The sequence below is a fragment of the Kitasatospora sp. MBT66 genome (assembly GCF_000710405.2).
GTDB classification, from domain to species: Bacteria; Actinomycetota; Actinomycetes; order Streptomycetales; family Streptomycetaceae; genus Kitasatospora; species Kitasatospora purpeofusca.
Genome location: NZ_JAIY01000020.1, coordinates 163,307 through 189,055 on the forward strand (window position 1 = coordinate 163,307; position 25,749 = coordinate 189,055).

22 protein-coding genes and 1 riboswitch are annotated in these 25,749 nt (G+C 72.7%); of the genes, 10 read left to right on the forward strand and 12 right to left on the reverse strand.

The features are described from left to right. Positions 1 to 115: 115 nt before the first annotated feature. The 3 genes from BI06_RS41775 to BI06_RS41785 are packed head-to-tail and all read right to left on the reverse strand — an operon-like array spanning position 116 to position 3,356. The gene (locus tag BI06_RS41775; RefSeq protein ID WP_030392227.1) at positions 116 to 1,204 is read right to left on the reverse strand and encodes a low specificity L-threonine aldolase; all 1,089 of its coding nucleotides are present in this window, start codon (positions 1,202 to 1,204) and stop codon (positions 116 to 118) included. Then, entirely contained in the window at positions 1,201 to 1,959 is a 759-nt protein-coding gene (locus BI06_RS41780; protein WP_030392226.1) for an SDR family oxidoreductase, read from the reverse strand. The genes BI06_RS41775 and BI06_RS41780 overlap by 4 nt, the downstream gene beginning before the upstream one ends. Continuing rightward, positions 1,956 to 3,356 carry a DUF6421 family protein gene (locus BI06_RS41785; protein WP_030392225.1) on the reverse strand — a complete coding sequence of 467 codons (1,401 nt, stop codon included), beginning with the start codon at positions 3,354 to 3,356 and terminating at the stop codon, positions 1,956 to 1,958. The genes BI06_RS41780 and BI06_RS41785 overlap by 4 nt, the downstream gene beginning before the upstream one ends. A gap of 261 nt (positions 3,357 to 3,617) precedes the next feature. Here BI06_RS41785 and BI06_RS41790 point away from each other — a divergent pair, with 261 nt between their 5' ends. The 5 genes from BI06_RS41790 to BI06_RS41810 all read left to right on the forward strand — a co-directional run bounded on the left by BI06_RS41790 (position 3,618) and on the right by BI06_RS41810 (position 8,220). Continuing rightward, complete coding sequence (locus BI06_RS41790; RefSeq protein ID WP_030392224.1) at positions 3,618 to 4,496, forward strand: ABC transporter substrate-binding protein; 879 nt, start codon at positions 3,618 to 3,620, stop codon at positions 4,494 to 4,496. Then, complete coding sequence (locus tag BI06_RS41795; protein ID WP_233290525.1) at positions 4,493 to 5,479, forward strand: amino acid ABC transporter permease; 987 nt, start codon at positions 4,493 to 4,495, stop codon at positions 5,477 to 5,479. The genes BI06_RS41790 and BI06_RS41795 overlap by 4 nt, the downstream gene beginning before the upstream one ends. Then, positions 5,476 to 6,258, forward strand: coding sequence for an amino acid ABC transporter ATP-binding protein (locus tag BI06_RS41800; RefSeq protein WP_030392222.1), 783 nt, complete (start codon positions 5,476 to 5,478; stop codon positions 6,256 to 6,258). Before BI06_RS41795 ends, BI06_RS41800 begins: the two co-directional genes overlap by 4 nt. Positions 6,259 to 6,459: 201 nt before the next feature. Next, positions 6,460 to 7,047: a DUF5134 domain-containing protein gene (locus BI06_RS41805; protein WP_043477340.1), complete on the forward strand. Its 588-nt coding sequence runs from the start codon at positions 6,460 to 6,462 to the stop codon at positions 7,045 to 7,047. 210 nt (positions 7,048 to 7,257) lie between these two features. Continuing rightward, the gene (locus tag BI06_RS41810) at positions 7,258 to 8,220 is read left to right on the forward strand and encodes a M56 family metallopeptidase (RefSeq protein ID WP_030392220.1); all 963 of its coding nucleotides are present in this window, start codon (positions 7,258 to 7,260) and stop codon (positions 8,218 to 8,220) included. Positions 8,221 to 8,296: 76 nt separating this feature from the next. Here BI06_RS41810 and BI06_RS41815 read toward each other — a convergent pair whose 3' ends face one another. Next, entirely contained in the window at positions 8,297 to 8,701 is a 405-nt protein-coding gene (locus tag BI06_RS41815) for a MarR family winged helix-turn-helix transcriptional regulator (protein WP_030392219.1), read from the reverse strand. Between the two features lie 87 nt (positions 8,702 to 8,788). On the opposite strand from BI06_RS41815, the gene BI06_RS41820 reads away from it, so the two are divergent. Together BI06_RS41820 and BI06_RS41825 are read left to right on the forward strand one after the other, a co-directional pair. Continuing rightward, on the forward strand, positions 8,789 to 10,312 hold the full coding sequence (locus BI06_RS41820) for an MFS transporter (protein WP_051742921.1): 1,524 nt from the start codon (positions 8,789 to 8,791) through the stop codon (positions 10,310 to 10,312). Between the two features lie 238 nt (positions 10,313 to 10,550). Beyond that, positions 10,551 to 11,156 (forward strand): TetR/AcrR family transcriptional regulator, encoded by a 606-nt coding sequence (locus tag BI06_RS41825; protein ID WP_233290526.1) that lies wholly within the window; start codon positions 10,551 to 10,553, stop codon positions 11,154 to 11,156. 81 nt (positions 11,157 to 11,237) lie between these two features. Here BI06_RS41825 and BI06_RS41830 read toward each other — a convergent pair whose 3' ends face one another. Beyond that, positions 11,238 to 12,104 carry a helix-turn-helix transcriptional regulator gene (locus BI06_RS41830; RefSeq protein ID WP_030392216.1) on the reverse strand — a complete coding sequence of 289 codons (867 nt, stop codon included), beginning with the start codon at positions 12,102 to 12,104 and terminating at the stop codon, positions 11,238 to 11,240. Between the two features lie 414 nt (positions 12,105 to 12,518). Between BI06_RS41830 and BI06_RS41835 the strand changes: the two genes are divergently transcribed. Beyond that, on the forward strand, positions 12,519 to 13,040 hold the full coding sequence (locus BI06_RS41835) for an ATP-binding protein (protein WP_233290527.1): 522 nt from the start codon (positions 12,519 to 12,521) through the stop codon (positions 13,038 to 13,040). A gap of 488 nt (positions 13,041 to 13,528) precedes the next feature. On the opposite strand, the gene BI06_RS41840 is transcribed toward BI06_RS41835, so the two are convergent. After that, positions 13,529 to 13,783, reverse strand: a complete 255-nt coding sequence (locus tag BI06_RS41840; RefSeq protein ID WP_030392214.1) for a DUF397 domain-containing protein — start codon at positions 13,781 to 13,783, stop codon at positions 13,529 to 13,531. Positions 13,784 to 14,297: 514 nt separating this feature from the next. Between BI06_RS41840 and BI06_RS41845 the strand changes: the two genes are divergently transcribed. After that, positions 14,298 to 15,233: a hypothetical protein gene (locus BI06_RS41845; protein ID WP_063764141.1), complete on the forward strand. Its 936-nt coding sequence runs from the start codon at positions 14,298 to 14,300 to the stop codon at positions 15,231 to 15,233. Positions 15,234 to 15,322: 89 nt separating this feature from the next. Here the strand turns inward: BI06_RS41845 and BI06_RS41850 are convergent, their stop codons facing one another. Then, entirely contained in the window at positions 15,323 to 17,557 is a 2,235-nt protein-coding gene (locus tag BI06_RS41850) for a hypothetical protein (RefSeq protein WP_043477346.1), read from the reverse strand. Positions 17,558 to 17,822: 265 nt separating this feature from the next. Then, positions 17,823 to 17,990: riboswitch (cyclic di-AMP (ydaO/yuaA leader) on the forward strand. Between BI06_RS41850 and BI06_RS55325 the strand changes: the two genes are divergently transcribed. Further along, entirely contained in the window at positions 17,977 to 19,254 is a 1,278-nt protein-coding gene (locus tag BI06_RS55325) for a transglycosylase family protein (RefSeq protein ID WP_149030653.1), read from the forward strand. (Overlaps the previous riboswitch by 14 nt.) 185 nt (positions 19,255 to 19,439) lie before the next feature. Here the strand turns inward: BI06_RS55325 and BI06_RS41860 are convergent, their stop codons facing one another. The 5 genes from BI06_RS41860 to BI06_RS41880 form a co-directional block, all read right to left on the reverse strand. Then, positions 19,440 to 20,459: a LacI family DNA-binding transcriptional regulator gene (locus tag BI06_RS41860; protein ID WP_030392210.1), complete on the reverse strand. Its 1,020-nt coding sequence runs from the start codon at positions 20,457 to 20,459 to the stop codon at positions 19,440 to 19,442. 25 nt (positions 20,460 to 20,484) lie between these two features. Then, positions 20,485 to 22,191: an alpha-amylase family glycosyl hydrolase gene (locus BI06_RS41865; protein ID WP_030392209.1), complete on the reverse strand. Its 1,707-nt coding sequence runs from the start codon at positions 22,189 to 22,191 to the stop codon at positions 20,485 to 20,487. A 56-nt stretch (positions 22,192 to 22,247) separates the two neighbouring features. Beyond that, positions 22,248 to 23,162 (reverse strand): sugar ABC transporter permease, encoded by a 915-nt coding sequence (locus BI06_RS41870; RefSeq protein ID WP_030392208.1) that lies wholly within the window; start codon positions 23,160 to 23,162, stop codon positions 22,248 to 22,250. A 36-nt stretch (positions 23,163 to 23,198) separates the two neighbouring features. Next, entirely contained in the window at positions 23,199 to 24,203 is a 1,005-nt protein-coding gene (locus BI06_RS41875) for a carbohydrate ABC transporter permease (RefSeq protein WP_030392207.1), read from the reverse strand. 110 nt (positions 24,204 to 24,313) lie between these two features. Continuing rightward, the gene (locus BI06_RS41880) at positions 24,314 to 25,591 is read right to left on the reverse strand and encodes an extracellular solute-binding protein (protein ID WP_043477349.1); all 1,278 of its coding nucleotides are present in this window, start codon (positions 25,589 to 25,591) and stop codon (positions 24,314 to 24,316) included. Positions 25,592 to 25,749: the final 158 nt, after the last annotated feature.

Consider the following 25,749-nt stretch of genomic DNA (forward strand, 5'->3'; position numbering starts at 1 on the left):
CGCTTGTCCCCGTTCTCTCGCGGCGACTCCGGAACTGTACGGGGACGGGACTGTCAGAAGCAAATCGTCCCGCCCCGCGGCGGCGGGACGGGACGATCAGCGGTCGGAACGCGCCTCAGGCGCGGCCCATCTCCTCGGCGATGGCCGCGGCGAAGGCGTCGATGTCGGCCTCCGTGGTGTCGAACGAACACATCCAGCGGACCTCGCCGGTGTGCTCGTTCCAGAAGTAGAAGCGGTAGCGCTTCTGCAGCCGCTCGCTCACCTCGCGCGGGAGGATCGCGAACACCGCGTTCGCCTGGACCGGGCGGACCACGGTCACACCGTCGATCCCGCGGACCGCGGCCTCCAGCCGGCTCGCCATGGCGTTGGCGTGCCCGGCGTTGCGGAGGTAGAGGTCGCCCGAGAGCAGCGCCTCGAACTGGACCGAGACGAAACGCATCTTCGACGCGAGCTGCATCGAGGTCTTGCGCAGGAACTTGATGTTCCGGACCTTCTCGGGGTTGAGCACGACCACGCACTCGCCGAGCAGCAGGCCGTTCTTGGTGCCGCCGAAGGACAGCACGTCGACGCCCACATCCGTGGTGAAGGCGCGCAGCGGGACGCCGAGCGAGGCTGCGGCGTTGGAGAGGCGCGAGCCGTCCACGTGGACCAGCATGCCGAGCTGGTGCGCGTGGTCGACGATCGCCCGGATCTCCTCCACCGTGTAGAGGGTGCCGAGCTCGGTGCTCTGGGTGATCGAGACCGCGAGCGGCTGCGCGCGGTGCTCGTCGCCGAAGCCCCAGGCCTGCTGGTCGATGAGCTCGGGGGTGAGCTTGCCGTCGGGGGTGGGGACGGTGAGCAGCTTGATGCCGCCCATCTTCTCCGGCGCGCCGCCCTCGTCCACGTTGATGTGGGCGCTCTCGGCGGCGATCACCGCGCCCCAGCGCGGCAGCAGGGCCTGCAGGGCGACGACGTTGGCGCCGGTCCCGTTGAAGACGGGGTACGCCTCGGCCTGCTCGCCGAAGTGGCGGCGGAAGACGTCCTGCAGGTGGGTGGTGTAGTCGTCCTCGCCGTAGGCGACCTGGTGGCCACCGTTGGCGACGGCTATGGCGGCGAGCACCTCGGGGTGCACGCCGGCGTAGTTGTCGCTGGCGAAGCCACGCACGGCGGTGTCGTGCCGCCGCTGCGCGTCCGTGTGGCCGGAGAGCTCGGAAAGGTCGGTCATTGGGCTGTCAGCCACAGGTGCTGTCCGTTCAGTTCTTCTGCGGGGCGGTCCCAGAGGCCCGCGAGGTGTTCGGCGAGGTCGGCGGTGTCGGTGAAGCCGGCGAACTTCGCCTCCGGCTTCTCGGCCCGCATCTCGGGACTGACCAACGCCTTGATCACCAGGATCGCAGCCGCGGCGGTGGGCTTGCCGTCCTCGGCGGTGGTCTCCTTGCGGAAGGAGTCCGCCATGGCGAGCGTCCAGGCCTCGGTGGCGGCCTTGGCGGCGGCGTAGGCGGCACCTCCCGCGGTGGGCTTGTGCGCGGCGGCGGCGGAGATCATCGCGTAGCGGCCGGACTCGCTGCGGACCAGGGCGGGCTGGAACGCCAGCGAGGTGTGCTGGAGGGTGCGCACGACGGTGTCGTGCAGGAAGTCCCAGTCGTCGATCCGGCTGTCGAAGAAGGTCTTGCTGCCGCGCCAGCCGCCGACGAGGTGGAACACACCGTCGACGTGGCCGTGCTCGGCCTCCAGGTGGTCGGCCCAGTCGTGGACCTCCTGCGGGTCGAGGAGGTCGATGACCTGGCCGCTGACGCGCGCGCCGCGGACGGCGATGCGGACGGAGTCGAGTGCGGACTCCAGGCGCTGGGCGTCGATGTCGGCGCCGATGACGGTGGCGCCGTCGGAGGCGAGGCGGCGCAGCACGGCCTGGCCGGCCGGGCCGCTGGCTCCGGCGACGGCGATGACCTTGCCGGTCAGCGGTCCCTTGGGTGCGGTGGTCACGCGGCGACTCCCTGCAGGCCGGCGCCGGTGATACCGGCGGTCGAGGCGATGACGCCGCCGAGCTTCTTCGAGAGGGCCTCGTAGAACATGCTCAGCGGGAACTCGTCGGGGAGCACAGCGTCGCACAGCGCCTTGTTGAGCGCCTTGCCGTCGGTGGTGCCGAACGGCAGCGCCTCGGTGCCCTTCGCCCAGGTCGAGGCCGGGTGCGGGGTGAGGTAGCGGGAGACCAGCTCGTAGGCGGCGATCCAGTGGGCCGGCTTCGGGCGGTCGATGCCGTCGCGGTAGAGGGTCTCGATCTCGGCGCAGAGCGCGTTGGTGACCTGCGGGGCCCGCTCCCAGTCGATGCTTAGGCGGTTGTCGCGCCAGCGCAGCGCGTCGTGCTTGTGCAGGTAGGCGAAGAGCAGCTGGCCGCCCATGCCGTCGTAGTTGCGGACGCGGTCGCCGCTGACCGGGAAGCGGAAGAGGCGGTCGAAGAGGATCGCGTACTGGACGTCGCGGGCGTGCACGTTGCCCTCGGTCTCCAGCTTCACCGCCTCCTTGAAGGTGGTGAGGTCGCAGCGGAGCTCCTCCAGGCCGTACATCCAGAACGGGCTGCGCTGCTTGATCATGAAGGGGTCGAACGGCAGGTCGCCGTGGCTGTGGGTCCGGTCGTGGATGAGGTCCCAGAGCACGAAGGTCTGCTGCGAGCGCTCCTGGTCCTGCAGCAGGCTCTCGGCGTCGGCGGGGATCTCCAGGCCGAGCAGCTCGACGGCGTTGGTGGAGACCACGCGGAAGCGGGCGGCCTCGCGGTCGCAGAAGATGCCGCCCCAGGTGAATCGTTCCGGCGCCTTGCGCACGGCCACGGTCTCGGGGAAGAGGACGGCGGAGTTGGTGTCGTAGCCGGCCGTGAAGTCGGTGAAGGTGATCGGCACGAACATCGGGTTGTCGAAGCGGGTCCGCTCCAGCTCGGCCAGCCAGTCGGGCCACACGACGTTCAGCAGGACGGCCTCGAGGTTGCGGTCCGGGTTGCCGTTCTGGGTGTACATCGGGAAGACGACCAGGTGCTGCAGGCCGTCCTCGCGCTGGGTCGCGGGCTGGAAGGCGAGCAGCGAGTCCAGGAAGTCGGGCTCCCGGTAGCCGGTGTCGGCCCACTTGGCCAGGTCGGCGTCGACGGCGGCCAGGTAGGCGGCGTCGTGCTGGAAGAGCGGGGCCAGCTCGGCGACGGCGGTGCGCACGGTCGCGACCAGCGGGTCGACGGTGTGGCGCTGCACGGCGGCCAGGTCGATGGAGCCGTCCTTGGACTGCAGGGGGCGCAGGGTCTCGACGGCGTCCTTCAGTCGCAGCCAGGCCGGGTGCGCGGCGAGGCTCTGGGCCGGGGCGTCGGCCGCCACAGCGACCCTTGGCGAAAGATTCTGCATCGGGGACTCACTTCGACAGGAGGGTTTTCAACGAGACCACCATATGTACGAAAGGTTCTTCTGTTCAAGGGGGGGTTCGGCGACGGATCTTTCGTGACCTGCGGTGGAGCACGCGTGACGGGCGCGTGAACAGGCGAGGGGATCTTCCGGACGGCACGGGACGAAGCCTCCCAAGGCGACCATGCCGCGCGTGTCCCGGGCCCGCCACCGGGGGAGGTCATCACCCGACCGGTCCGCCTCTTCGCGCCCAGGAGCACCGCCATGCCCCTCCCCCGCACGTCCGCCGTCGCCGCGCTGCTCGCCGGCGCCCTGCTGGCCGCGGTCACCGGCTGCGCCGCCCAGGACCCGGCCTCCGGCGCCTCGGCCCCGGCCCCGGGCAGCCCCGCCGATTGCTCGCCCGGCGCGCTGCCGACCCGCACCGCGGGGGCGCTCTCCGTCGGCACCGACAAGCCCGCGTACGAGCCGTGGTTCTCGGAGGACCGGCCGGAGAGCGGCAAGGGCTTCGAGTCGGCGGTGGCGTACGCGGTCGCGGCGAAGCTGGGGTACCCGAAGGAGAAGGTGTCCTGGGTGGTCACACCGTTCGGCCGGGCGACCGCGCCCGGCCCCAAGGACTTCGACTTCGACATCAACCAGGTGTCGATCAGCGCAGAGCGCCGGGAAGCGGTGGACTTCTCCTCCGGCTACTACGACGTGCGGCAGGCGGTGATCGCGCTGAAGAGCTCCAAGGCCGCCTCGGCCCGGAGCCTCGCCGACCTGAAGGGGGTCAAGCTGGGCGCCCAGGTGGGGACCACCAGCCTGGAGGCGATCACCGGCACCGTGCGGCCCTCCGCGCCGCCGGCCGTCTTCGACTCCAACGACCTGGCGAAGGCCGCGCTGAGGAACGGTCAGGTCGAGGCGCTGGTGGTGGACCTGCCGACGGCCTTCTACATCACCGGGGCCGAGGTGACCGAGGCCGTGGTGGTCGGTCAGCTGACGGGCGGCGGTGGCGGGGGCGAGCAGTTCGGGCTGGTGCTGGACAAGGGCTCCCGGCTGACCGGCTGCGTCTCGGCGGCGGTGGACGCGCTGCGGGCCGACGGCACGCTCGCGCGGCTGGAGCAGGAGTGGCTGTCCGACGCCGTGTCCGCTCCCGTGCTGCGGTGAGCGCGGAGGAGGTGAGCGCGAAGGACATGAGCGCGGAGAACATGCGCGCGGAGGACGTCGGCACCGGGGCCGTGGGCACCCGGGGCGCGAGCGCGGAGCGGACGGGGCTGCCACCCGCGAAGGCCGCCGACCCGGCGGACTACCGGCCCTCGCCGCGGCGGCTGGCCCGGGAGGCGTTCCGCCGCCGCCGGGCCCGCCGCTCGGCACTGATCGCCACCGCCTCGACCCTGCTGACGGCGGTCGCGCTGGTCGCCCTGGTGGTCGGCTCGCCGGGCTGGCCGGCGGTGCGGCGCTCGTTCTTCAGCGCCGAGTACGCCCGGCAGGCGCTGCCCGAGGTGCTCAAGGGGCTGCGGATCAATCTGGAACTGATGGCCGTCTGCGGGGTGCTGATCCTCGTCCTCGGCCTGCTGCTCGCGTTGCTGCGGACGCTGCGCGGGCCGGTCTTCCTGCCGGTGCGGCTGCTGGCCACGGTGTACGTGGACTTCTTCCTCGGCCTGCCGATGATCATCTGCCTGCTGGTGATGATCACCGGCGTCCCGGCACTGCGGCTGACCGGGGTCACCACCGACCCGCTGTGGCTGGGCGGCGCGGCCCTGGTGCTGACCTACGCGGCCTACGTGTCCGAGGTGTTCCGGGCCGGGATCGAGTCCGTGCACCCGAGCCAGCTGGCCGCGGCCCGCTCGCTGGGCCTGTCGCACACGCAGGCGATGCGCTTCGTGGTGCTGCCCCAGGCGGTGCGCCGGGTGGTGCCGCCGCTGCTCAACAACCTGGTCAGCCTGCAGAAGGACACCGGGCTGGTGTCGATCGGTGGGGTGATCGACGCGGTCTACGCCGCGAAGATCATCAACGGCCGGTCGTTCAACTCCACCCCTTACCTGGTGGCGGCGCTGGTCTTCGTGGCACTGACCGTCCCGCTGACCCGGTTCACCGGCTGGCTGACCGCCCGGGCCGACCGCCGGCGCTACGAAGGGGGTCTGTCGTGACCGCGACGGGAAGGACGGCCGGCGCCGAGCCGGTCCTGCGGCTGGAGGCGGTGCGCAAGACCTTCGGCGACGGCCGGGTGGTGCTCGCGGACGTGCACCTGAGCGTGCCCGAGCACTCGGTGACGGCCCTGATCGGCGCGTCCGGCTCCGGCAAGTCGACACTGCTGCGGTGCGTCAACCTGCTGGAGCGGATCGACGACGGCGCGGTCTTCCTGGACGGCGCCGAGATCACCGACCCGCGCGTGGACGAGGACGCCGTCCGACGGCGGATCGGCGTGGTGTTCCAGTCCTACAACCTCTTCCCGCACCTGACCGTGCTGGAGAACGTGACGCTCGCCCCGCGCCGGGTGCACGGGGTGCCGCGCGCCGAGGCGGAGGCGCGCGCGCTGGAGCTGCTGGAGCGGCTCGGCCTCGCGGACCGGGCCGGCGCCTACCCGGACCGGCTCTCGGGCGGACAGCAGCAGCGGGTGGCGATCGTCCGGGCCCTGGCCACCGGGCCGCGCCTGCTGCTGCTCGACGAGATCACCGCGGCGCTCGACCCGGAACTCGTCGGCGAGGTGCTGTCGGTGGTGCGGGACCTCAAGGAGCGGGGCATGACGATGCTGCTCGCCACCCACGAGATGGGCTTCGCGCGCGAGGTCGCCGACCAGGTCTGCTTCCTGGACGGCGGGGCGGTGCTCGAACAGGGGCCGCCGGAGCGGGTGTTCGGGGCGCCGACCGAGGAGCGGACCCGGCGCTTCCTGAGCCGGGTGATCGCCTCGGGCCGGCTCGCCGGCTGACCGGAGCGCCAGCACCGGGTCGTCCGGACCGGGGCGTCCGCACCGGGTCGTCCGGCCCCTGGCCACCGGGCCGGGCGGCGCCCGACGTCCGGCCGCACCACGGGAATCACCACCGTGCGCCCCCGCACGCGCCCTGCTGCGCGCGGCGGCGAGCGGTGATCGTGGACGCTACGCCCGTCCGCGCCGTCCGGGAGGCCGCCGTTGCACGGTCCAGACCTGGTCAGCTGGCTGCTGGCCGCCCTCACCGCGGCCTCCGGCGGTTACTGCCTCTCCCGGCTGCGCCGCGCCCCGTGCACACCCGTGACGGCCCCGGCCGTCCCCGGCGCCGCGACCGGCGCCGCGACCGGCCGGCTGCACGCCCACGAGGCGGACCTCGCCGAGGGGCTGATGGGCTTCGGCATGGCCGCCATGGCGGTCGCCGGCACGGCCGTACCGGGCGAGGTGTGGGCCTGGGTGTACGGTCCGCCCGCGGTGCTCCTGGTACTGGCGGCCGCCCGGCGGCCGGACCGGCGGGCGCACCGGCTGCACCACGCGGTCGGGGCCCTGGCGATGACGTACATGGCGCTGGCGATGACCGCCGCCCACGGACACGCCGGGCACCATCCGGCGGCCGGCTCGCCCGCGCTGACCGGCGCCCTGCTCGCCTACTTCGGCGGGTACGCGCTGTGGTCCGGCAGCCGGCTGCTCAGCGGCTCCGGCGGCACGGCGGCGGTGGCCTCGGCCGGACTGCCCCGGGCCTGCCGACTGTCCATGGGCATCGGCATGTTCGCCATGCTCCTGACCATGTGACGACCGTCCGACTCCCCCGCGACCCGCCGCGGCACACCGCCCGGCAACGGGTCCGCGGCACCGGCACGCCCCCCGTGACCCGGCCCCGTCCGCCAGGTGTCGTGGCGTTGGTCACTGGGTGACCGAAAGCCGTTCCACCCGGCTCCGGCAGCGCATAGGTTGACCGGAAGCGCACTGTCGCGCTCCGTGCGTCCCCGGGGAGCCCATGCCATGACGGCCCTGCTCGGCCTCTTGCTGCTCGGACTGCTGCTCGCCACCCTCGCCCCCCGGCTGCTGGTCCGGGCGCGCTGGGTGGAGCGGGAACCGGTCCTGGCGCTGCTGGTCTGGCAGTGCCTGGTGGTGGCGGTGCTGCTGTGCTGCGCGCTGGGCCTGGTGCTCGCCGCGATGGCCGCCCTGCCCGACCTGCGCACGGTGCTCTTCGCCTGCGCGCCGAGCGGCGTCGAGGCCGCGTACGGGCTGCACAACGCCGAGGGCTGGGGCCGGCTCTGCGCGGCGGTGCTGGCGGCGGGCGGGTTGCAGACGGTGGTCGCGCTGACCCGGGAGATCCGTACCGCGAAGGCGCTGCGGGCCCGTCGGCACGCCCAACTGGCCGAGCTCTCGCCGCCGTTGCCGGAGTCGATCGAGCCGGCCTCGGGCGCGGGCGCGCGGCCGCGCCGGGAGCGGCTGGTGGTCCTGGAGAACGTCCGCCCGGAGGCGTGGTCGCTGCCGGGGCAGGACTCCCGGCTGGTGGTCACCACCGGGGCCCTCCACCAGCTCACCGCCCGCGAACTGGAGGCGGTTCTCAGCCACGAGCGCGAGCACGTGCGGGCCCGGCACCACTGGCTGGCCCAGGGTGCGCAGGCGCTCGCCTCCGGATTCCCCGGGGTCGGGGTGTTCCGCGCCTTCCGGGACCAGGTGGGCGAGTTGGTGGAGCTGGCGGCGGACGACCGGGCGGCGCGCCGGCACGGGCGCCACACCACGGCCCTCGCGCTGGCGGGGATCAATCTGGGGCGCGGGGTGTTCGGCGCCTGCCCGCCCGGGCAGGCGCAGTCACCGAAGCGGGTGGACCGGCTGCTGGCGGGACGGCCGAGGCTGTCCGTGCCGCACCGGCTGCGGCTGACCCTGGCCGCGCTGGCGGTGCCCGCCGCGGTGGTGCTTCTGGCCGTCGCCCCGGGCCTGCTCGCGCTGCGCTGAGCCCCCCGTCGCCTTCGCCACCCTCCGGGCAGCACAAGGCGCTTGACGATGCGTCAGCTCCGCGTGCGGGGGCGCCCTACGGCTCCTCGGCCAGGGTGAGCGACAGCACCTCGCGGTGCAGCGCGCGGGCCTCGGCGTAGCACCGGCGGCCCTCCTCCGTCAGTGCGACCTGGATGCCGCGCCGGTCGGCGGCGCACATCGCCCGGGTGACCAGCCCTGCCTTCTCCAGCCGGCCGATCAGCCGGGAGAGGGCGCTCTGACTGAGGTGCACGGTGGGGGCGAGCTCCTGCACCCGCAGGCCCTTGTCGCCGCTCTCGCAGCCCTCGACGAGGCGCTCCAGCACCTCGAACTCGCTCATGCCCAGGCCGTGTTTCTCGCCGAGCTCACGGTCGAGCAGACAGGCGGTCCGGGCATGCCGGGCGAGCAGGTCGCGCCACTGGGCGACCAGCCCTGCCTCCTCCGGGGAGTCGAGTTCAGCCACGCCGCCACAGTATCACAGCGTCAACAACTTATGCGTTAACATCTTATTCACTTGCATTGGATGCATGTGCATGTAGTGTCTTGCGCCATGACCACAGCGACCGCCACGACCACCGACGATCCGTCACATGCCGGGGCCCACTGGACTCCCCGGCTCTGGGGCACCCTGATCGTGCTCTGCGCCGCGCTCTTCCTGGACGCCCTGGACATCTCGATGGTCGGCATCGCCCTGCCCTCCATCGGCTCCGAACTCCACCTGTCCACCTCCACCCTCCAGTGGGTGGTCTCCGGCTACGTACTCGGCTACGGCGGCCTGCTGCTGCTCGGCGGCCGCACCGCCGACCTGCTCGGCCGCCGCCGGGTCTTCCTGACCGCGCTCGGCGTCTTCGCCGCCGCCTCCCTGCTCGGCGGCCTGGTCGACGACGGCGGCCTGCTGATCGCCGCCCGCTTCCTCAAGGGCGTCGCGGCCGCGTTCACCGCGCCGGCCGGCCTGTCGATCATCACCACGACGTTCCCCGAGGGCCCGGCCCGCAACCGGGCACTGTCGATCTACACCACCTGCGGCGCCAGCGGCTTCTCGCTCGGCCTGGTGCTCAGCGGCCTGCTCACGGCGGTCGGCTGGCGCTGGACCTTCCTGATGCCCGTCCCGATCGCGCTGCTCGCCCTGGTCTTCGCCGTCCGGCTGCTCCCCCGCCCGACCGAGGAGAAGGTCACCGGCCGCTACGACGTGCTCGGCGCGATCACCGGCACCACCGCCGTGCTGCTGCTGGTGTTCACCGTCACCGAGGCGCAGGGCGCGGGCTGGCTGAGCCTGCGCACCCTGGGCTCGCTGGCCGTCGTGGCACTGCTGGCGGCGGCGTTCCTGGTGGTCGAGAGCCGGACCGCGCACCCGCTGGTGCGGCTCGGCATCTTCCGCAACGGCTCGGTCGCCCGGGCCAATGTGATCGCCTTCGCGATGACCGGCGCGTACGGCGGCTTCCAGTTCGTGGTCACCCTCTACCTGCAGGACCTGCTCGGCTGGTCGGCCCTGACGATGGCGCTCGGACTGCTCCCGGCCGGCGCGATGATCGCGCTCTCTGCGCCGTTCATGGGCCCCGTGGTGGACCGCTTCGGCACCGGCCGGCTGCTGCCGATCGGCCTGCTGGCCTTGGTCGGCGCGTTCGCGCTGTTCCTGCGGCTGGACGCGCACAGCTCGTACCCGGTGCTGGTGCTGCCCTCGATCGTCCTGCTCGGCGTCGGCTTCGCGCTCGCCTTCCCCTCGGTGAACATCGCCGCCACCGACGGGGTCGCGGACGAGGAGCAGGGTCTCGCCTCGGGCCTGGTGAACACCGCGATCCAGGTGGGCACCGCGGTCGTGCTGGCCGGCGCCACCGCGATCATCACCGCCGGCAGCAACGGCGGCACCGGCGCCGAGGCACAGCTGGACGGCTACCGGCCGGCGCTGCTGTTCGTCACCGGGGTCGCGCTGGTCGGCCTGGTGATCGCCGTGGCGGGTGCCGCGCTCGACCGGCGGAAGAAGGCAACCAGCCTGCCGGTACCGGACTATGATTATCCGTCAGTAGGCCGGGAGGACCTGGCCGGGCGCCGCGACGAGATCCTCAGCAAGAGCTGAGCGGCGGCAGAGGTTCCGCATCATCCCGGATCCACCCTTCGCCGTCGGGCTGGGCGCCGGCTCTACCAAACCCCCGTGTTGGTAGGGCCGGCGCCTCCGTACGCGCCGACCCCGGACCGCCCGGCCGAATGCCGGCCGCCGGGGTTCGGTCGCCGGCCCGGCCAGTATATTGGCCGCCAGCCAACGAACGTACGGAGCAGACACGATGGCACCTCGCGGGGATTCGGTCAATGAGGAGATGCGCCAGCGCTCCCGGCGACGCATCATGCGGGCCACCGTCGAGCTGGTCGACCAGCGCGGATACGCCGGCACCACGCTGACCGACATCGCGGAGCGGGCCGGGCTCGCGCGCGGCCTGCTCTCCTACTACTTCGACGGCAAACGGCTGCTGATGCAGTCGGCCACCCACCGGATGATGCACCAGGCGCTCTCCACCGCCCTCGACGAGCTGGCACCCGGGGCCGGCCCCGAGGACCGGCTGGCCCGGGCCATCGACGCGGTGCTGAGCCTGGCCATGGACCACCCGAGGGTGATGCGCTCGCACCTCGCGCTGATCCTCGACCCGGACACCGGCGCCTTCGTCCAGGACCCGGAGCAGCAGCGGCTCGGCGCGATCCTGCAGGGACTGCTGCGCGACTGGGGCGCGCCCGACCCGCCGGCCGAGCACGCGGTGCTGCGCAGCGCGCTGATGGGCGGCTGCATAGGCGTGCTGCTGCCCGGGGCGGAACTCCCGCTGGCCCCGATCCGGGCCGACCTGTTCCGCCGCTACGACCTGCCCTGGCACCTGGGCCGTCCGCCGCAGCCGCTCCCGCCGGAACGGGAGCGGCCGCCGGCCCGCGGCTGAACCGCGGCGGCCGGCGGCCGCTCCACCTGTCCGGGTCCCGGTCCGGCGCCCCTGCGGGCACCGGTCCGGTCCGGTCCGGGCTCAGCGCTCCTTGAGGATCGAGGCCAGCAGGTCGATGGTGCGCTCGGGCGTGAGGCTGTCCACGCAGAGCCGCTCCATGACCTGGATGTAGGCGTCGACGTCGTCGCGCTTGTCCAGGTACAACGCGCTGGTCAGCTGCTCCAGGTACACCACGTCCGCGAGGTCCTGCTCGGGGAAGCGCAGGATGGTGAACGCACCGGACTCACCGGCGTGCGCACCGAAGCGGAACGGCATGACCTGGATGACCACATTGGCCTGCTCGGCGGCGTCGATCAGGTACTGGACCTGGCCGCGCATCACCTTGGGGCCGCCGACCGGACGGCGCAGCGCGGCCTCGTCGATGACCGCCCAGAGCCGCGGGCTGCCGCCCTCGGTGAGCAGCTTCTGACGGCGCATGCGCAGGCTGACCCGGCGTTCGACCTCCTCCTCGCTGATCACCGGCCGACTCTGGCCGAAAACCGCCCGTGCGTACTCCTCGGACTGCAGCAGGCCGGGGACGAACTGGACTTCGTAGGTGCGGATCAGGGCAGCGGCCTCCTCGAGGCCGACATAGGTCTGGAACCAACCCGGCAGGACGTCGTTGAAGCTGTGCCACCAGCCCGACTTGTTGGCCTCACGGACCAGGCCGAGCAGCGCCTCGCGTTCGAGGCCGTCGTCCACGCCGTAGAGGCTGAGCAGGTCGGCGACGTCGCGTTCCTTGAAGCTGACCCGGCCGAGTTCCATGCGGCTGATCTTGGACTCGGAAGCCCGGATCGCGTAGCCCGCGTCCTCGCGGGTGATGCCGCGCGTCTCTCGGAGCCGGCGCAGCTGGGAGCCGAGGAGGATCCGGCGGACCATCGAGCCGCCGCCCGGCTGAACTGTGGTCATGCGGTCCTAACCTCCACCTAGGGCAAACAGCGCACAGTCTGCCATCAGTTGAGCGCTCACGGTGCCGATACTGACGGATGTTCCTATCAGTTCTGCACTCCGCACACCAGGATGCACGTGCATCCGGCGCTTGCATATGCCATTTGAACGACTGCACGTGAATCGGCTCTTGCATCTGTAGTGAGCGCAGAGCACGATGGTGCACGTGCACCTGCACATCCCTGGCAATCCCGCGGGCTCCGCGTCGACCCCACGCGCGATTCCGTGCACCGGCCCGGCAGCGCCCCCGCGCCTCCGGGCCCTCGTGCGCGCGCGCCTGGTCGAGGGGCGGCCGCGCGGCCGAGCGAGTCGGAGGTGACCGGCATGACCCCGGCGGGTCCAGCCGTGTCCGCCCCCTTATGGGAGGAGCTCTTCATGAGCACCGGAACGGCTTTGGCAGTCGACCCCCATGTGGTCACGTGTACGCTCGCTCCCCGCTACGAAGCCGTCAGAACCGCGCGCGACTTCGCCAGGACCGCCCTGCAGCGCTGGGGCCTGGGCGAGCTCTTCGACGACGTCGCGCTGGTGGCCTCGGAGCTGGTGACCAACGCGTTGCGGCACGCGATCGGCGCGTGCCCGACCACGGCGGACGACCACGACTTTCCCACGCAGCCGACGCCCGAGGGCAGGCTGCCGATCCGAATAAGCCTTGTGCACCGCGCGCCCCAGGTGGTCTGCGCGGTGAGCGATCCCAGCAGCCTGGGCCCGGTGGCCCGGGAGGCGGACTTCGTGGCCGAGTCCGGCCGCGGGCTGCACCTGGTCGACTCCTTCAGCCGCTCCTGGGGATGGCACCCGCTGGGCGGCGGCAAGGTGGTCTGGGCACTGTTCGAGGCGGAGGAGAGCCTGCGACCGGCCCCCGTGGCCGAGTTCGGCGGACGGCACCGGCGCTCGGCCTGACTCCGCGTCCGCGGACAGCCGTGCCGGGAACACCACACTGCGGCCGGCGAGTTCCTCCGGCGACCACTCCACCCCGGCAACGGCGATCGGCGGCCCTCGGGCAGCGGGCACCGGCAGCCTCCCGGCGGTGGCGTCCCTCCGATCCGCGTGCGGCGGCTCGGCAGCGCGACGGAGGCGGGCGGCGGAGAACGGACGAGGGCGGGGCGGACGGACCGGCGAACGCGGACGGGGGAACGCGGGCGGGGGAACGCGGGCGGGGGAACGCGGGCGGGGGAACGCGGGCGGCGCACGCGGGCCCCGCGCAGGCCTCCGCCACAAAGGCCGGGCACCCCTCGGCGGCGGACCCCGGTGGCAGGAAGAGCCGGGAGCGCCCGGAGAACCGGGGGAACCGGGGGAACCGGGAGCGCCGGCGGGTCGGCCGGAAAAGACAAAGGCCGTCGTGGTGTCAGCACCCACGACGGCCCCCCGATGGTGAAGCCGGCGACCGGTCAGACCGCCAGGTGGTCGAACTCCCCGTCCTTGGCCCCCAGCAGCAGTGCCGCGATCTCGGCCCGGGTGTAGATCAGCGCCGGACCGTCCGGGAAGCGCGAGTTGCGCATCGCCACCTCGCCCCCCGGAAGGGCGGCGAATTCGACGCAGTTCCCCTGAGAGTTGCTGTGCAGGCTCTTCTGCCAGACCACGCCTTCGAGGTCCGCAGCGGCCATCCCGTTGTACGTGTCGTACGTGTCGTGCGAGTCGTGCATAGAAATCTCCCGAAGAGCTCCGGAGTGGGTCGTCCAGCTCGGCGCCCCGGCCCCGGCCGTACGACCGGGCCGGCCCCGTACCGGCCCGGCACAACGCCTCACTTGACGCGATGATAGCTCCAGTGCACGTGCATCAGCACGGGACATTGCAGGTGCACGGCCTTTTCGACACCGAACCGGAACTCTTCGCAAAGAGCCCCCCCGGCGGCATATAAGCGGACATAGCCGAGCGAATCGACAGGTAGCCGCTAACCGCCCGTAGGCGACCCCCCGCTGAATGTTGATCTTCCGACGCCGGGAGTCGCACTTCAGTGACGCTCCGTCAGGCCGGTCGTATGCTGTGAGACATCTCACGCGCCACTGCTGCAACGAAAGCCCCGTTCCGTCGCATCTGCGCGGGTACCGGGACAACTGCCGCCCGGAGGCCGGTTATGTCCGGTTTTCGCAGCGGTGGTCCCACCCGGTACGGCAGCCGAATGCGGGCCGGGCGGGCAGATGTCCTACGATCTCCGCCATGAGCACCGCAGCCATCCCGGGCGCGCCACTGCCCGTCCGTACTCCAGGCTCCCGTGCGCGGGGGCGCCACCGCCGTCCCGAGCGCCCCGAGATCCCGGCCGGTTCCCCGGCCCTGCTGCTCGCCGTCCCCGCGGCCGCCGGACCGGAATCCCGGTCCGTGGTCGAGGAGCTGCTGTCGATCGTCCGCAGCGAGCAGAACGGCGTGCTGACCGCCGCCGGCTACCTGCCGACCGGCGGGACCGACGGCCAGCAGACCGGCGGGACCGAGGCCGAGCGCACCGTCGCCGAACTCCTGACCGAGGCGGCCGAGGCCGGCCTGCCGACGCCCGTCGTGGTGCCGCTGGTGCCCGGGCCGCACGGCTTCCTCGCCGAACTGCACGCCCTCGCCGCCGAGTACGGCGCCCAGGTCACCGACACCCTGGGCCCGCACCCGCTGCTCGCCGAGGCCGTCCACGTCCGCCTCTCCGAGGCCGGCCTGGCCCGCGCCGACCGCGCCCGGCTGTTCGCCATCGCGACCGCCGCCGACGGCGTGGTGCTCACCACCGTCGGTGGGCAGCCCGCGGCCGACGCGGCCGGCATCACCGGCATGCTGCTGGCCGCCCGGCTCGCCGTCCCGGTCGTCGCCGCCGCGCTGGACATCCCCGGCTCGGTGGCCGAGGCCGTCGCCCACCTCAAGGAGATGGGTGCCCAGAACCCGGCCCTGGCCCCGCTGGTGATCGGCCCCGAGGCGGACGCCGAGCTGCTCGCCGCGGCCGCCGAGGAGTCCGGCTGCCCGTCGGCCGCGCCGCTGGGCGCGTACCAGGCGGTGGGTCAGCTGGTCGCCTCCACCTACCTGGCCGCGCTGCCGGCCGTCGACCCCGACTTCGGGGCGGACGAGGCCGAGGACGCGGACGGGACCGGCCCCCGCGGCAACGGACGGCACGCCGCCCAGTAGCGGACATCGCGCGGGCGGGCCCGGAACGGCACCTCCGTTCCGGGCCCGCCGCGCGTCCGCCGACGGCGTCCGGCGCCGCCGCGGCACCGTCACCGCCCCACCCGGGTGGTGGGCGCGGCCGCGTCCTTCAGCCTCAGCGCCGGCACCTGCACCGGCCGGGACTGGCCCGCCAGGGTCGGCACCGACGCGGCGGCCGCGTTCCACTGCGGCCGGTCGGTGCCCTCCTCGCCCGCCCGGCGGACCTGGAGCACCTCGGTCGTCCCGGCCTCGCGCAGCAGGATGTTCTTGGGCGCCCCGGCCTCCGGGTCCAGCCAGAGCTCGTTGCCGCCGAACTCGCAGTCCAGCACCAGGACGTCGTCCGGTCTGCCGTCGGCACCGGCGCGGAAGGCGATCCCGGCCCTGCGGTAGCCGGTGAACCGGCTGCGGCTGAAGGTGACCGACTCCCCGGCGAGTTCGTGCCGGGCGGTGGAGACCGCGAAGTCGCTGCGCCCGGCGGCGTCGATCAGCAGCCCGTCGAAGTTGCTGCCCCGGTCCCGGCCGAGCGCGTGCAGCGCCACTCCCCCGCCCGCGTTGCCGTACAGCACGCTCGCGGTGTAGTCGAAGTCGTTGAGGTAGGCGCCGTGCTCGATGCCCCAGCCGCCGTTGTGGTAGGCGGCGAACTCGGTGACCACGTGGTGCCGCTGGGCGTTGAGCCAGACGAAGATGCCGTCCTGCAGGTTGTTGTGGGCCAGGCAGCGCTGGAAGGTCCAGACGCCCTCGCTGTTCTCCGGCCACTCGAAGCCGGAGGCACCGGTGGCGCCCTGCACCCCGACGGCGACGCAGTCCACGGCCTTGCCGCCGGTGCCCGCGCCGAGGTTGAAGCCGGTCAGCCGGTAGGCCCGGGGGTTGGGTTCGAGCAGGGTGCGGGAGGCGACGCAGGACTCGTAGACGATGTCGTCGGAGGGCTGCTGGGGAGTGCGGGTGTCCAGCGGACCGTCCCACCAGTAGGCGTCCTCCCAGGTCTCGTGGCTGACGCAGCTGCGGAAGGTGATGCCGTGGCTGGCGTGCGGCACGAACGCGTGGCTGCCCGCGTCCCGGACGACCACGCCCTCGACCACGGTGCCCCGGGTGGCGTCGCCGAGCCGGTGGAAGTGCAGCCCGTACCGGCCGAGCACCGGCGCGGTGACCGGCGCGGTGCCGTCCGGGCCCCGCCAGGTCTCCTTGGTGTCGGCGCGCGGCCCGACCCAGCGCAGCGCGGTGTGCCGGACGTCGGCCCGGCGGGTGCTGGTGAGGTGGACGTGCGCGCGGCCCTTGGCGCTGCCCTCGACCCGGACGCTGCGGGTGAGGTTGAGCAGTTCGGCACCGACGGTGACGCCCCCTCCGGCGGCGACCCTGGGGTGCGGGTACTTCAACGGGGTGGTCAGGGTGACGGTGGTTCCGCTGACGGACCGGACGGTGACGAGGTCGTAGGCGGCGGCGAAGCCGTCCTGGTCGGGCGGGCCGGTCGGGGTGACGGCCAGTTCGTCGCCGGGGAGCCAGCCGGCGGGCGGGGCGGCCAGGTTGACGACGGTGTCGCCGGCCCTGAGCTCGCGCTCGGCGCGGACCCAGGCGGTCTTGGCGGCGCCGTCCAGCCGCAGGTAGCCGGCGCCGGTGACCCAGAGGCCGACGTCGGTGTCGACCACTTTCATACCGTCACCCTGGAAGCGCTTCTCGTCGACGGCGGGGAAGCGGAGGGTGTGGACCCGGTCGCCGTCGGGGGCGAGGGCGAGGGTGCCGCGGATCTCGACGTTGCCCGCGGCGGCGAGGGTGAGGGTGCGGTCGGCGGCGAAGGTGAGACTGCCGCCCGGCTCGACCAGCAGGGAGCCGACCTCGGCGTCGGTGTCGAGCAGGACCTTGTCGGTGATCCGGACGGCGCTGCGCGGTCCGGGCGGGCCGCCGCCCCAGCCGGCCCGGTCGGACCAGCGGCGGCCGCCCTGGTCGACGGTGGGCGCGGGAGCGGGCGGCTCGGGGGGTCCGGTGCCCGGGGCGGCGGTCGCGCCCGGCGGGGCGGCGCCGTGACCGCCGTCCTGGCCCATCGGGGCGCCCTCCCCGGGCGGGCCGGCGCCGACCACGGCGGCCGGGGTGACGAGCCGGGTCTCGCCGGTCAGCGAGCGGCGCAGGACCTCCTCGCCGCTGATCGCCGCGAAGGCGGTGCCGACGGCCAGCCAGCGCAGTAATGCGCGGCGGCTTACGGGAGTTCGGGGTGGTTCGGGTGGGATGTCCGGTCTGCGATGCTTTGCCCTGCGATGCGCCCCGCGCGGCCTGGCGGCCGGACGGGCGGCGTCCGGCTCCTCGTCGATGCCCATCGGTGCGTAGCCCTCCCCCCGGGCGGCTGCGTCGGCGCCGGCATGGCGCCGACGCTCTGAAGCATAGGCAGTTGTGTTGGCCATGACGGGCGTTGCTGGAAATCGGTCATTTCTGATCATGAAGGACAGCGGTTCAGCACGGCTTTCGTAAACTGTGACGGTAGTCACACATGTTTGCGGTTTGAAGCCGGCTCTGCTTAACGTGCTCCCCGTTCGTGGCCACACGGACCCAGCCCGTCCGCGACGCCGAGTCCTGCCGTCGGGCGTGCTGGCAGCGCAATACATCACGGCAGGAGCGGGGGAACCACAGGTAGTTCGCCCAGGACCGGTCCACGGACCGGACCCGGGCTAGGGGTGAAGCCGCGTCCACAGCGCGGCCGGGCAACTCCAGCCCGAATCCGACAGCTCACCTCGCAGGCGTGGGAGAGGACCACGTCTTCATGCTGCCCACCAACGGCACCCGTCTGTCCGGCCGCACCCGCCGCGCGATCGCCGCCCTCGGCGTCGCGGGCATCGGCCTCACCATCCCCTGCCTCACCGCCGGCACCGCCTCGGCCGCCTCCGTCGCCACCTGGGACAAGGTCGCCCAGTGCGAGAGCACCGGCAACTGGAGCATCAACACCGGCAACGGCTTCTACGGCGGCCTCCAGTTCACCAACTCCACCTGGGCCGAGTTCGGCGGCACCTCCTTCGCCGCCCGTGCCGACCTCGCCACCAAGGACCAGCAGATCGCGATCGCCGAGAAGGTGCTCGCCGTGCAGGGCCCCGGCGCCTGGCCGGTCTGCTCGGTCCAGGCCGGTCTGACCAAGGGCGGCACCCCCGCCGCCGTGGACACCTCGGCCGCCGCCCCGGCCACCAAGACCCCGGCCCCGGCCGCCAAGCCCGCCGAGAAGCCGGCCGCCAAGCCCGCCGCCGAGCCCGCCGCGAAGGCCGACACCCCGGCCGCCTCCGACGCCGCCCAGCAGCGCACCGGCGCCCAGGACTGGCAGAAGTGGCACCGCCAGGCGGGCCAGGAGGCCTCCGCCGACTACACCGTGGTCGCCGGCGACTGGCTGTCCTCCATCGCCGACAAGAACAACGTCCAGGGCGGCTGGGAGCGGCTGTACGAGCTCAACCGCTCCACCCTGTCCGAGGGCCCGCACAGCATCTACCCGGGCCAGCACCTGGCCCTCGGCGACCGCGCCGAGGCGAAGGCCCCGGCCGCCGACAAGTCCGGCAAGGGCTTCGACTGGTTCAACCGCGCCAAGGACGCGCAGAACGGCTCCGGGACGGCCGCCAAGCCCGCCGCCGAGCCCGCCGCGAAGGCCGAGACCCCGGCCCCCGCCCCGGCCGCCACCGGCAGCATGGCCGCCGCCGTCTCCTTCGCCCAGTCGAAGGTCGGCCAGGCCTACGTCTACGGCGGCACCGGCAACGGCGGCTGGGACTGCTCCGGCCTGACCCAGGCCGCGCTGCGCGCCGCGGGCATCTCCGTCCCGCGCGTCGCCGCCGACCAGGCCGCCGCGTCCACGCACGTCTCGCTGGACTCGCTCAAGGCCGGCGACCTGCTGTTCTGGTCCAACAACGGCCAGGACTCCGGCGTCTACCACGTCGCGCTCTACATCGGCGACGGCAAGTACGTCGAGGCCGCCAACCCGAGCTCGGGCGTGCGGGTCCAGACCGTCGCCAACTGGGCGCCGGACTTCGCCGGCCGGGTCTGATCCGGTAGTACCTCGGCCCCCGGGAGAGTCGTCGCTCCTCCCCCGGGGGCCGAGGCAGGCCCGCGGACGGCACCTCCGCGGAGGGCAGAGCGGAACGCCGAGGGGCCCGGGAGCGGTTCGCTCCCGGGCCCCTCGTGCTGTCCCTCGTGCTGTCCCTCGTGCTGTCCCTCGTGCTGTCGCTGCCCTCAGCGGGCGCGGCCCCCGGTCGAGCCGCGCATCACCAGCTCCGGCTGGAACATGAACTCCCCGCGCTGGACGGCGTTGCCGCCGACCTCCTCCAGCAGGGCGTCCACGGCCGCGTTGGCCATCGCCTCCACCGGCTGGCGGACGGTGGTCAGCGGCGGCTCGGTGAAAGCTATCAGCGGCGAGTCGTCGAAGCCGACCACCGAGACGTCCTGCGGCACCGACAGGCCCCGCTGACGGACCGCCCGGATCGCGCCGAGCGCCATCATGTCGCTGCCGCAGACGATCGCCGTGCAGCCCTTGTCCAGCAGCGCCCCGGCCGCCGCGTGCCCGCCCTCCACGCTGAACAGCGTGTGCCGGACGAGCTCCTCGGCCTCCTCCCGGGTGTGCCCGAGCACCTCCCGCAGGGCCGCCGTGAAGCCCTCGATCTTGCGCAGCACCGGGACGTACCGCCGCTGCCCGACGGCCAGCCCGATCCGCTCGTGGCCGAGTTCGGCCAGGTGCTGGACGGCCATCCACATCGCGGCCCGGTCGTCCGGCGAGATGAACGGCGCGTCGATCTTCTCGCTGTAACCGTTGATCAGCACGAACGGCACCCCGCGCCCGGCCAGCCGGGCGTAGCGGTCGTGGTCGGCGGTGCTGTCGGCGTGCAGGCCCGAGACGAAGACGATGCCCGCCACGCCCCGGTCGACCAGCATCTCGACCAGTTCGTCCTCGGTGGAGCCGCCCGGGGTCTGGGTGCAGAGCACCGGCGTGTAGCCGTGCCGGCTCAGCGCCTGCTCGATCACCTGGGCCAGCGCCGGGAAGATCGGGTTGCTCAGTTCCGGCGTGATCAGTCCGATCAGCCCGGCACTGCGCTGGCGCAGCCGGGTCGGCCGCTCGTAGCCGAGCACGTCCAGCGCCGCCAGCACGGTCTGCCGGGTGGCGGCGGAGACGTTCGCCTTGCCGTTGAGCACGCGGGAGACGGTGGCCTCACTGACCCCCGCCTGCGCCGCGATGTCTGAGAGTCGCGCCGTAGTCACGGTCCCAGAGCCTATTGCAACCACGTCAGACCGCCCACCAGTCGGTGCTGTCCGCGGCCAGCACCGCCTCGCCGTCGACGACCCGGGGGTCGGCGCCGGCGGAGGTCAGCAGCAGCCGGCCGGGCGCCGGTATCGCGACCGGGGCGCCGGTGGTGTTGACGGTGCAGACGAACGAGCCGCGGCGGAACGCCAGGGTGCCCGCGGGGCTCTCCAGCCACTCGACCTCCTGGCCGGCGCCGAGGTCGGCGGTGTCCCGGCGCAGGGCCAGCGCGGAGCGGTACAGCTCCAGGGTGGAGGTCGGGTCGCCGGTCTGGGCCTCGACGCTGAGCGCGGCCCACTCGGCGGGCTGCGGCAGCCAGGACGGGCCGCCGGCGTCCGGGCCGAAGCCGTACGGGGCCTCGGCGCCGGACCACGGGATCGGGACCCGGCAGCCGTCGCGGTAGCCGTCCTGGCCGGCCTGGCGGAAGAACGACGGGTCCTGGCGGACCTCGTCGGGCAGGTCGGTGACGTCCGGCAGGCCGAGCTCCTCGCCCTGGTAGACGTAGGCGGAGCCGGGCAGGGCGAGCATCAGCAGGGTGGCGGCGCGGGCGCGGCGCAGGCCGAGCGCGCGGTCGCCGGGGGTGCGGATCTGGGTGCCGAGGCCGGGCGGGTTGGCGAACCGGGTGGCGTGCCGGGTGACGTCGTGGTTGGAGAGCACCCAGGTGGTGGGGGCGTCGACCGGGCGCATCGAGTCGAGCGAGAGGTCGATCACCGCGCGCAGCTCGGCGGCGTCCCAGGAGGTGCCCAGGTACTGGAAGTTGAAGGCCTGGTGCAGCTCGTCGGGGCGGACGTAGTTGGCGGTGCGCTCGACGGTCGGGGTCCAGGCCTCGGCGACGCCGATCCGCCGGCCGGGGTACTCGTCGAGGATCTTGCGCCAGCTGCGGTAGATCTCGTGCACGCCGTCCTGGTCGAAGAACGGCATGACGTCGTTGCCGAGCAGCTTGAGCTGGTCGCCGCCGCCGAGGTCGGGCAGGCCGGGGGCCTTCACCAGACCGTGGGCGACGTCGATCCGGAAGCCGTCGACGCCCATGTCCAGCCAGAACCGCAGGATGGAGCGGAACTCGTCGGCGACGGCCGGGCTGTCCCAGTTGAAGTCGGGCTGCTCGGGGGCGAACAGGTGCAGGTACCAGTCGCCGGGGGTGCCGTCGGGGTTCTCCGAGCGGGTCCAGGCCGGGCCGCCGAAGATGGACTCCCAGTCGTTGGGCGGCAGTTCGCCGTTCTCGCCCTTGCCGGGACGGAAGTGGTAGCGCTCGCGCAGCGGGGACGCGGGGCCCTCGCGCAGGGCGCGCTGGAACCACTCGTGCTGGTCGGAGGAGTGGTTGGGGACGAGGTCCACGATGATCCGCAGGCCCAGCGCGTGGGCGTCGCGGATCAGCGCGTCCGCGTCCAGCAGGGTGCCGAACATCGGGTCCACCGCCCGGTAGTCGGCCACGTCGTAGCCGGCGTCGGCCTGCGGGGAGGCGTAGAACGGCGAGAGCCAGACGGCGTCCACGCCGAGGTCGCGCAGGTAGGGCAGACGGCTGCGGATGCCGGGCAGGTCGCCCATGCCGTCGCCGTTGGAGTCGGCGAAACTGCGCGGGTACACCTGGTAGATGACCGCGTCCCGCCACCAGCCTCTGTCCGCGCCGGCACCGGCCTCGTGAGCGGTGGCGTCGGCGGCGGGCCGGGAGGTGTCGGCCAGGTTCTGGGTCATGGACGGTATCCCTTGGGGGTGGAGGAGGAGCAGTCAGGACGTGGGAGCCCCGGCGGTCAGGACTTCGAGGCGCCGGCGGTCAGCCCGGTCACCAGGTGGCGCTGCACCAGGTAGAAGAGGACCGAGGAGGGGATCGCGATCAGCACCGCGGTCGCGGCCATCAGGTTCCACTGGGCGTCGTGCTCGCTGACGAAGGTCTGCAGGCCGACGGCCAGCGTGTACTTGTCGGAGCTGAGCATGAAGGTGGAGGCGAAGGCGACCTCGGCCCAGGCGGTGAGGAAGGAGTAGAAGGCGGCGACCGCCAGGCCCGGGCGGGCGAGCGGCAGCACCAGCCGCCAGAAGGTGCCGAACGGGGAGAGCCCGTCGACCCGGCCGGCCTCGTCGATCTCCACCGGGATGGTGTCGAAGTAGCCCTTCAGCAGCCAGCCGCAGTAGGGCACGGTGGTGGTCGAGTAGACCAGGATCAGGCCGAGGTAGCTGTCCAGCAGGCCGAGCCGGGAGAGGATCGTGTACATCGGCACGATCAGCACCGCGATCGGGAACATCTGGGTGACCAGCAGCGACCACATCAGCGGCTTGTGGCCGGGGAAGCGCATCCGGGAGACGGCGTAGCCGGTGGAGGCCGCGATCATCACGCCGAACACGGTGGTGACGCCGGAGACCAGGAAGGCGTTGCCGAACCAGCTCATGAAGTCGGTGTCGAACAGCACCGTGCGGTAGTTGGAGAAGGTGATCTTGTCGAGGATCTCGCCGGGGTGCAGGTAGTCGGTCTTGTCCGGGCCGAGCGAGACGTAGAGGATCCACGCCACCGGGAACAGGGCGACCAGGCTGGCCAGGATCAGCGCGCCGTGCATCAGGGTCTTGGCGAGCGGGCCGCTCTCGCCGCGGCCGCGGACCTTGGCGGGCCGGGCGGCGGGGACCGCGGTGCGGGCTGCGGCGCGGGGGGTGGGTCGGTCGGTGGTGGTGCTCATCGGGGTGCCTCCTTCGTGGTCGTGCGGTTCGCCGGGTCAGCCGTTCGCGCGCTCGTTGCGGGCGAGCCAGCGGCGGTAGAAGCCGGTGAAGACGATCAGGATGGAGAGCAGGATCACGCCGTAGGCGGCGGACTGCGCGTAGTCCCGGGGCTGCTGGCCGAAGCCGAGCCGGTACGCCCAGGTGACCAGCAGCTGGGCGTCCGGCGCGCCGTTGGCGCCGAACAGCAGGAAGATGACGGCGAACTGGTTGAACGTCCAGATCACGCCGAGCAGGACGACGGTCGAGGAGACGGTGCGCAGCCCGGGCAGGGTGACGTGGCGGAACCGCTGCCAGGCGGTGGCGCCGTCCATCTCGGCGGCCTCGTACAGCTCGGCCGGGATCGACTGGAGGCCGCCGAGCAGCGAGATCATCATGAACGGCACGCCGACCCAGGTGTTGACCAGGACGGCGGCGGCCTTCTGGGCGAGCGGGTCGTCCAGCCAGCCGGGCTCGGGCAGGTGCAGCGCGGAGAGCAGGCCGTTGACGGCGCCGCCGTCGGCGAGCATCAGCCGCCAGGAGAAGACGGTGACGAAGGTCGGCACGGCCCAGGGGAGGATGAGCAGCATCCGGTAGACGGCGCGGCCGCGGAGCTTCTGGTTGAGCAGCAGGGCGAGGCCGAGGCCGATGGTGTAGTGCAGGCCGACGCAGAGGGCGGTCCAGGAGATGGTCCACACGAAGTGCGACCAGAACCGGTCGTAGGAGCCGGGGCCCCAGAGGATGTCGGCGTAGTTGTCGAGGCCGACGAAGTGGTAGCTCGCCGGGATCTCGTTGACGCCGATCTTCCTGGCCGCGTTGAGGCTGTTGGCGTCGGTGAGGGTGAGCCAGAGTCCCTCGGCGAGCGGGTAGAGCACCAGGACGCCGAGGACGAGCACGACCGGCGCGATCATCGCGTAGGCGTACCAGTGCTTGGCGTACGAGCGCTTGAGGCGCTCCATCAGGCCCGGACGCGGATCGCGCTGCCGGCTGCCCTGGCCGGTGGCGCCCTGCACGGCGACTGACATTTTCGACACCTTCTCGGGGAGGTCCGCCGCCTCGCTTCGGCGACTGCTGCTACGGGTCCGGCCGTCCGGCCCGCCGGGGGTCGGCGGGCCGGACGGCTGCGGTGGATCGACTACTTGGTGAAGCCCGGGAGGAGCTTGGCGTAGTCGGTGGCGACGGTGTTCAGACCGTCCTGGGTCGAGGTGCCCTGGACGACCTTGCCGAGGTTGGTGCCCAGCGAGGCGAACAGCGAGCTGTACTCGGGCAGTTCGGGGCGCGGCTTGGCGCTCGACAGCACCGACTGGAAGCCGGCGATGCCGGGGTCGGCCTTGACCTCGGGGGTGAAGGCGTCGTCGCGGGTCGGCAGGGTGGAGTTCTTCTGCGCGATGAACGCCTGGCTCTCGGCCGAGGTCATGAAGGCGGCGAACTTCTCGGCGGCGGCCTTGTGGGCCGCGTCGGCACCGGCGTAGACGGAGATGTTGTGGCCGCCGGTCGGGGCGCCGCCCTTGCCGGCCGAGCCGCCCGGGACGGGGGCGATGCCGAGGTTGGCCTTGTCGGCGAAGGCCGAGCCCTTGTAGATGTTGGTGATCTCCCAGGGGCCCTGGACGATCGCCGCGACCTTGCCGCTGTTGAAGGCGTCCATCATGTGCGCGTAGGCGTCGGTGGTGACGTCGGCCTTGGCGGTGCCGGGCGCGGTGAACAGCGACTTGTAGGTCTCGATCCCCTTGACGGCCTCGGGGCCGGCGACGGTGATCTTCTTGCCCTTGGCGTCGACGGTGTCGGTGCCCTCGCCGAACAGGAACGGCATCGCGTAGTAGCCGTCGGCGGCCTTCAGCCAGAAGCCGTCCACACCGGCCTTGTCCTTGACGGTGGCGGCGACGGTCTTCAGCTCGTCCCAGGTGGTGGGGGCGGCGGTGATGCCGGCCTTGGCGAAGATCTCCTTGTTGTACAGCAGGCCGAGGGTGTCGGTGACCAGCGGCACGCCGTAGAGCTTGCCCTGGTAACTGGCCTGCTGGATCAGGCTGGGCTGGAACTTGGCGGAGTCGGCGGCGGCCGGGGTGCCGTCCAGCGGCTCCAGGTAGCCGGCCTTGGCGAAGGCGGCGGTCCAGCCGACCTCGGAACGGAACACGTCCGGCGCGCCCTTGGCCCCCATGGCGGTCTGGAGCTTGTTCTGCGCCTGGTCGAACGGCACGTTGACGAAGTCGACCTTGACGTTCGGGTTGGCCGCCTCGAACTTCTTGACGAGCTCCTGGTAGTTCGGCGCCTCGTTGGTGGCGTTCGAAGTGTCCCAGTAGGTGAGGGTGACCGGCCCGTCGGCCTTGCCGTCCGAGCTGGAGCCGCTGCTGCCACAGGCAGCCATCGAGACCGCGAGGGCCACAACGAGGGCAGAGGCCGCGATGCCACGCCGCATGAGAACTCCTTGGAGGGTGGGGGTGCCCGAAATAGTGGGAGACAGGCGCATAATGGCTGCCTTGCCTCGCGCCGACCGCACCGTTGCTGCCGCCGGGCTCGGGAAGGAAGTTAACAGCGGGGCAACAGTCGCGGAAAGCCCTTGCAGCAAGTTTCTGC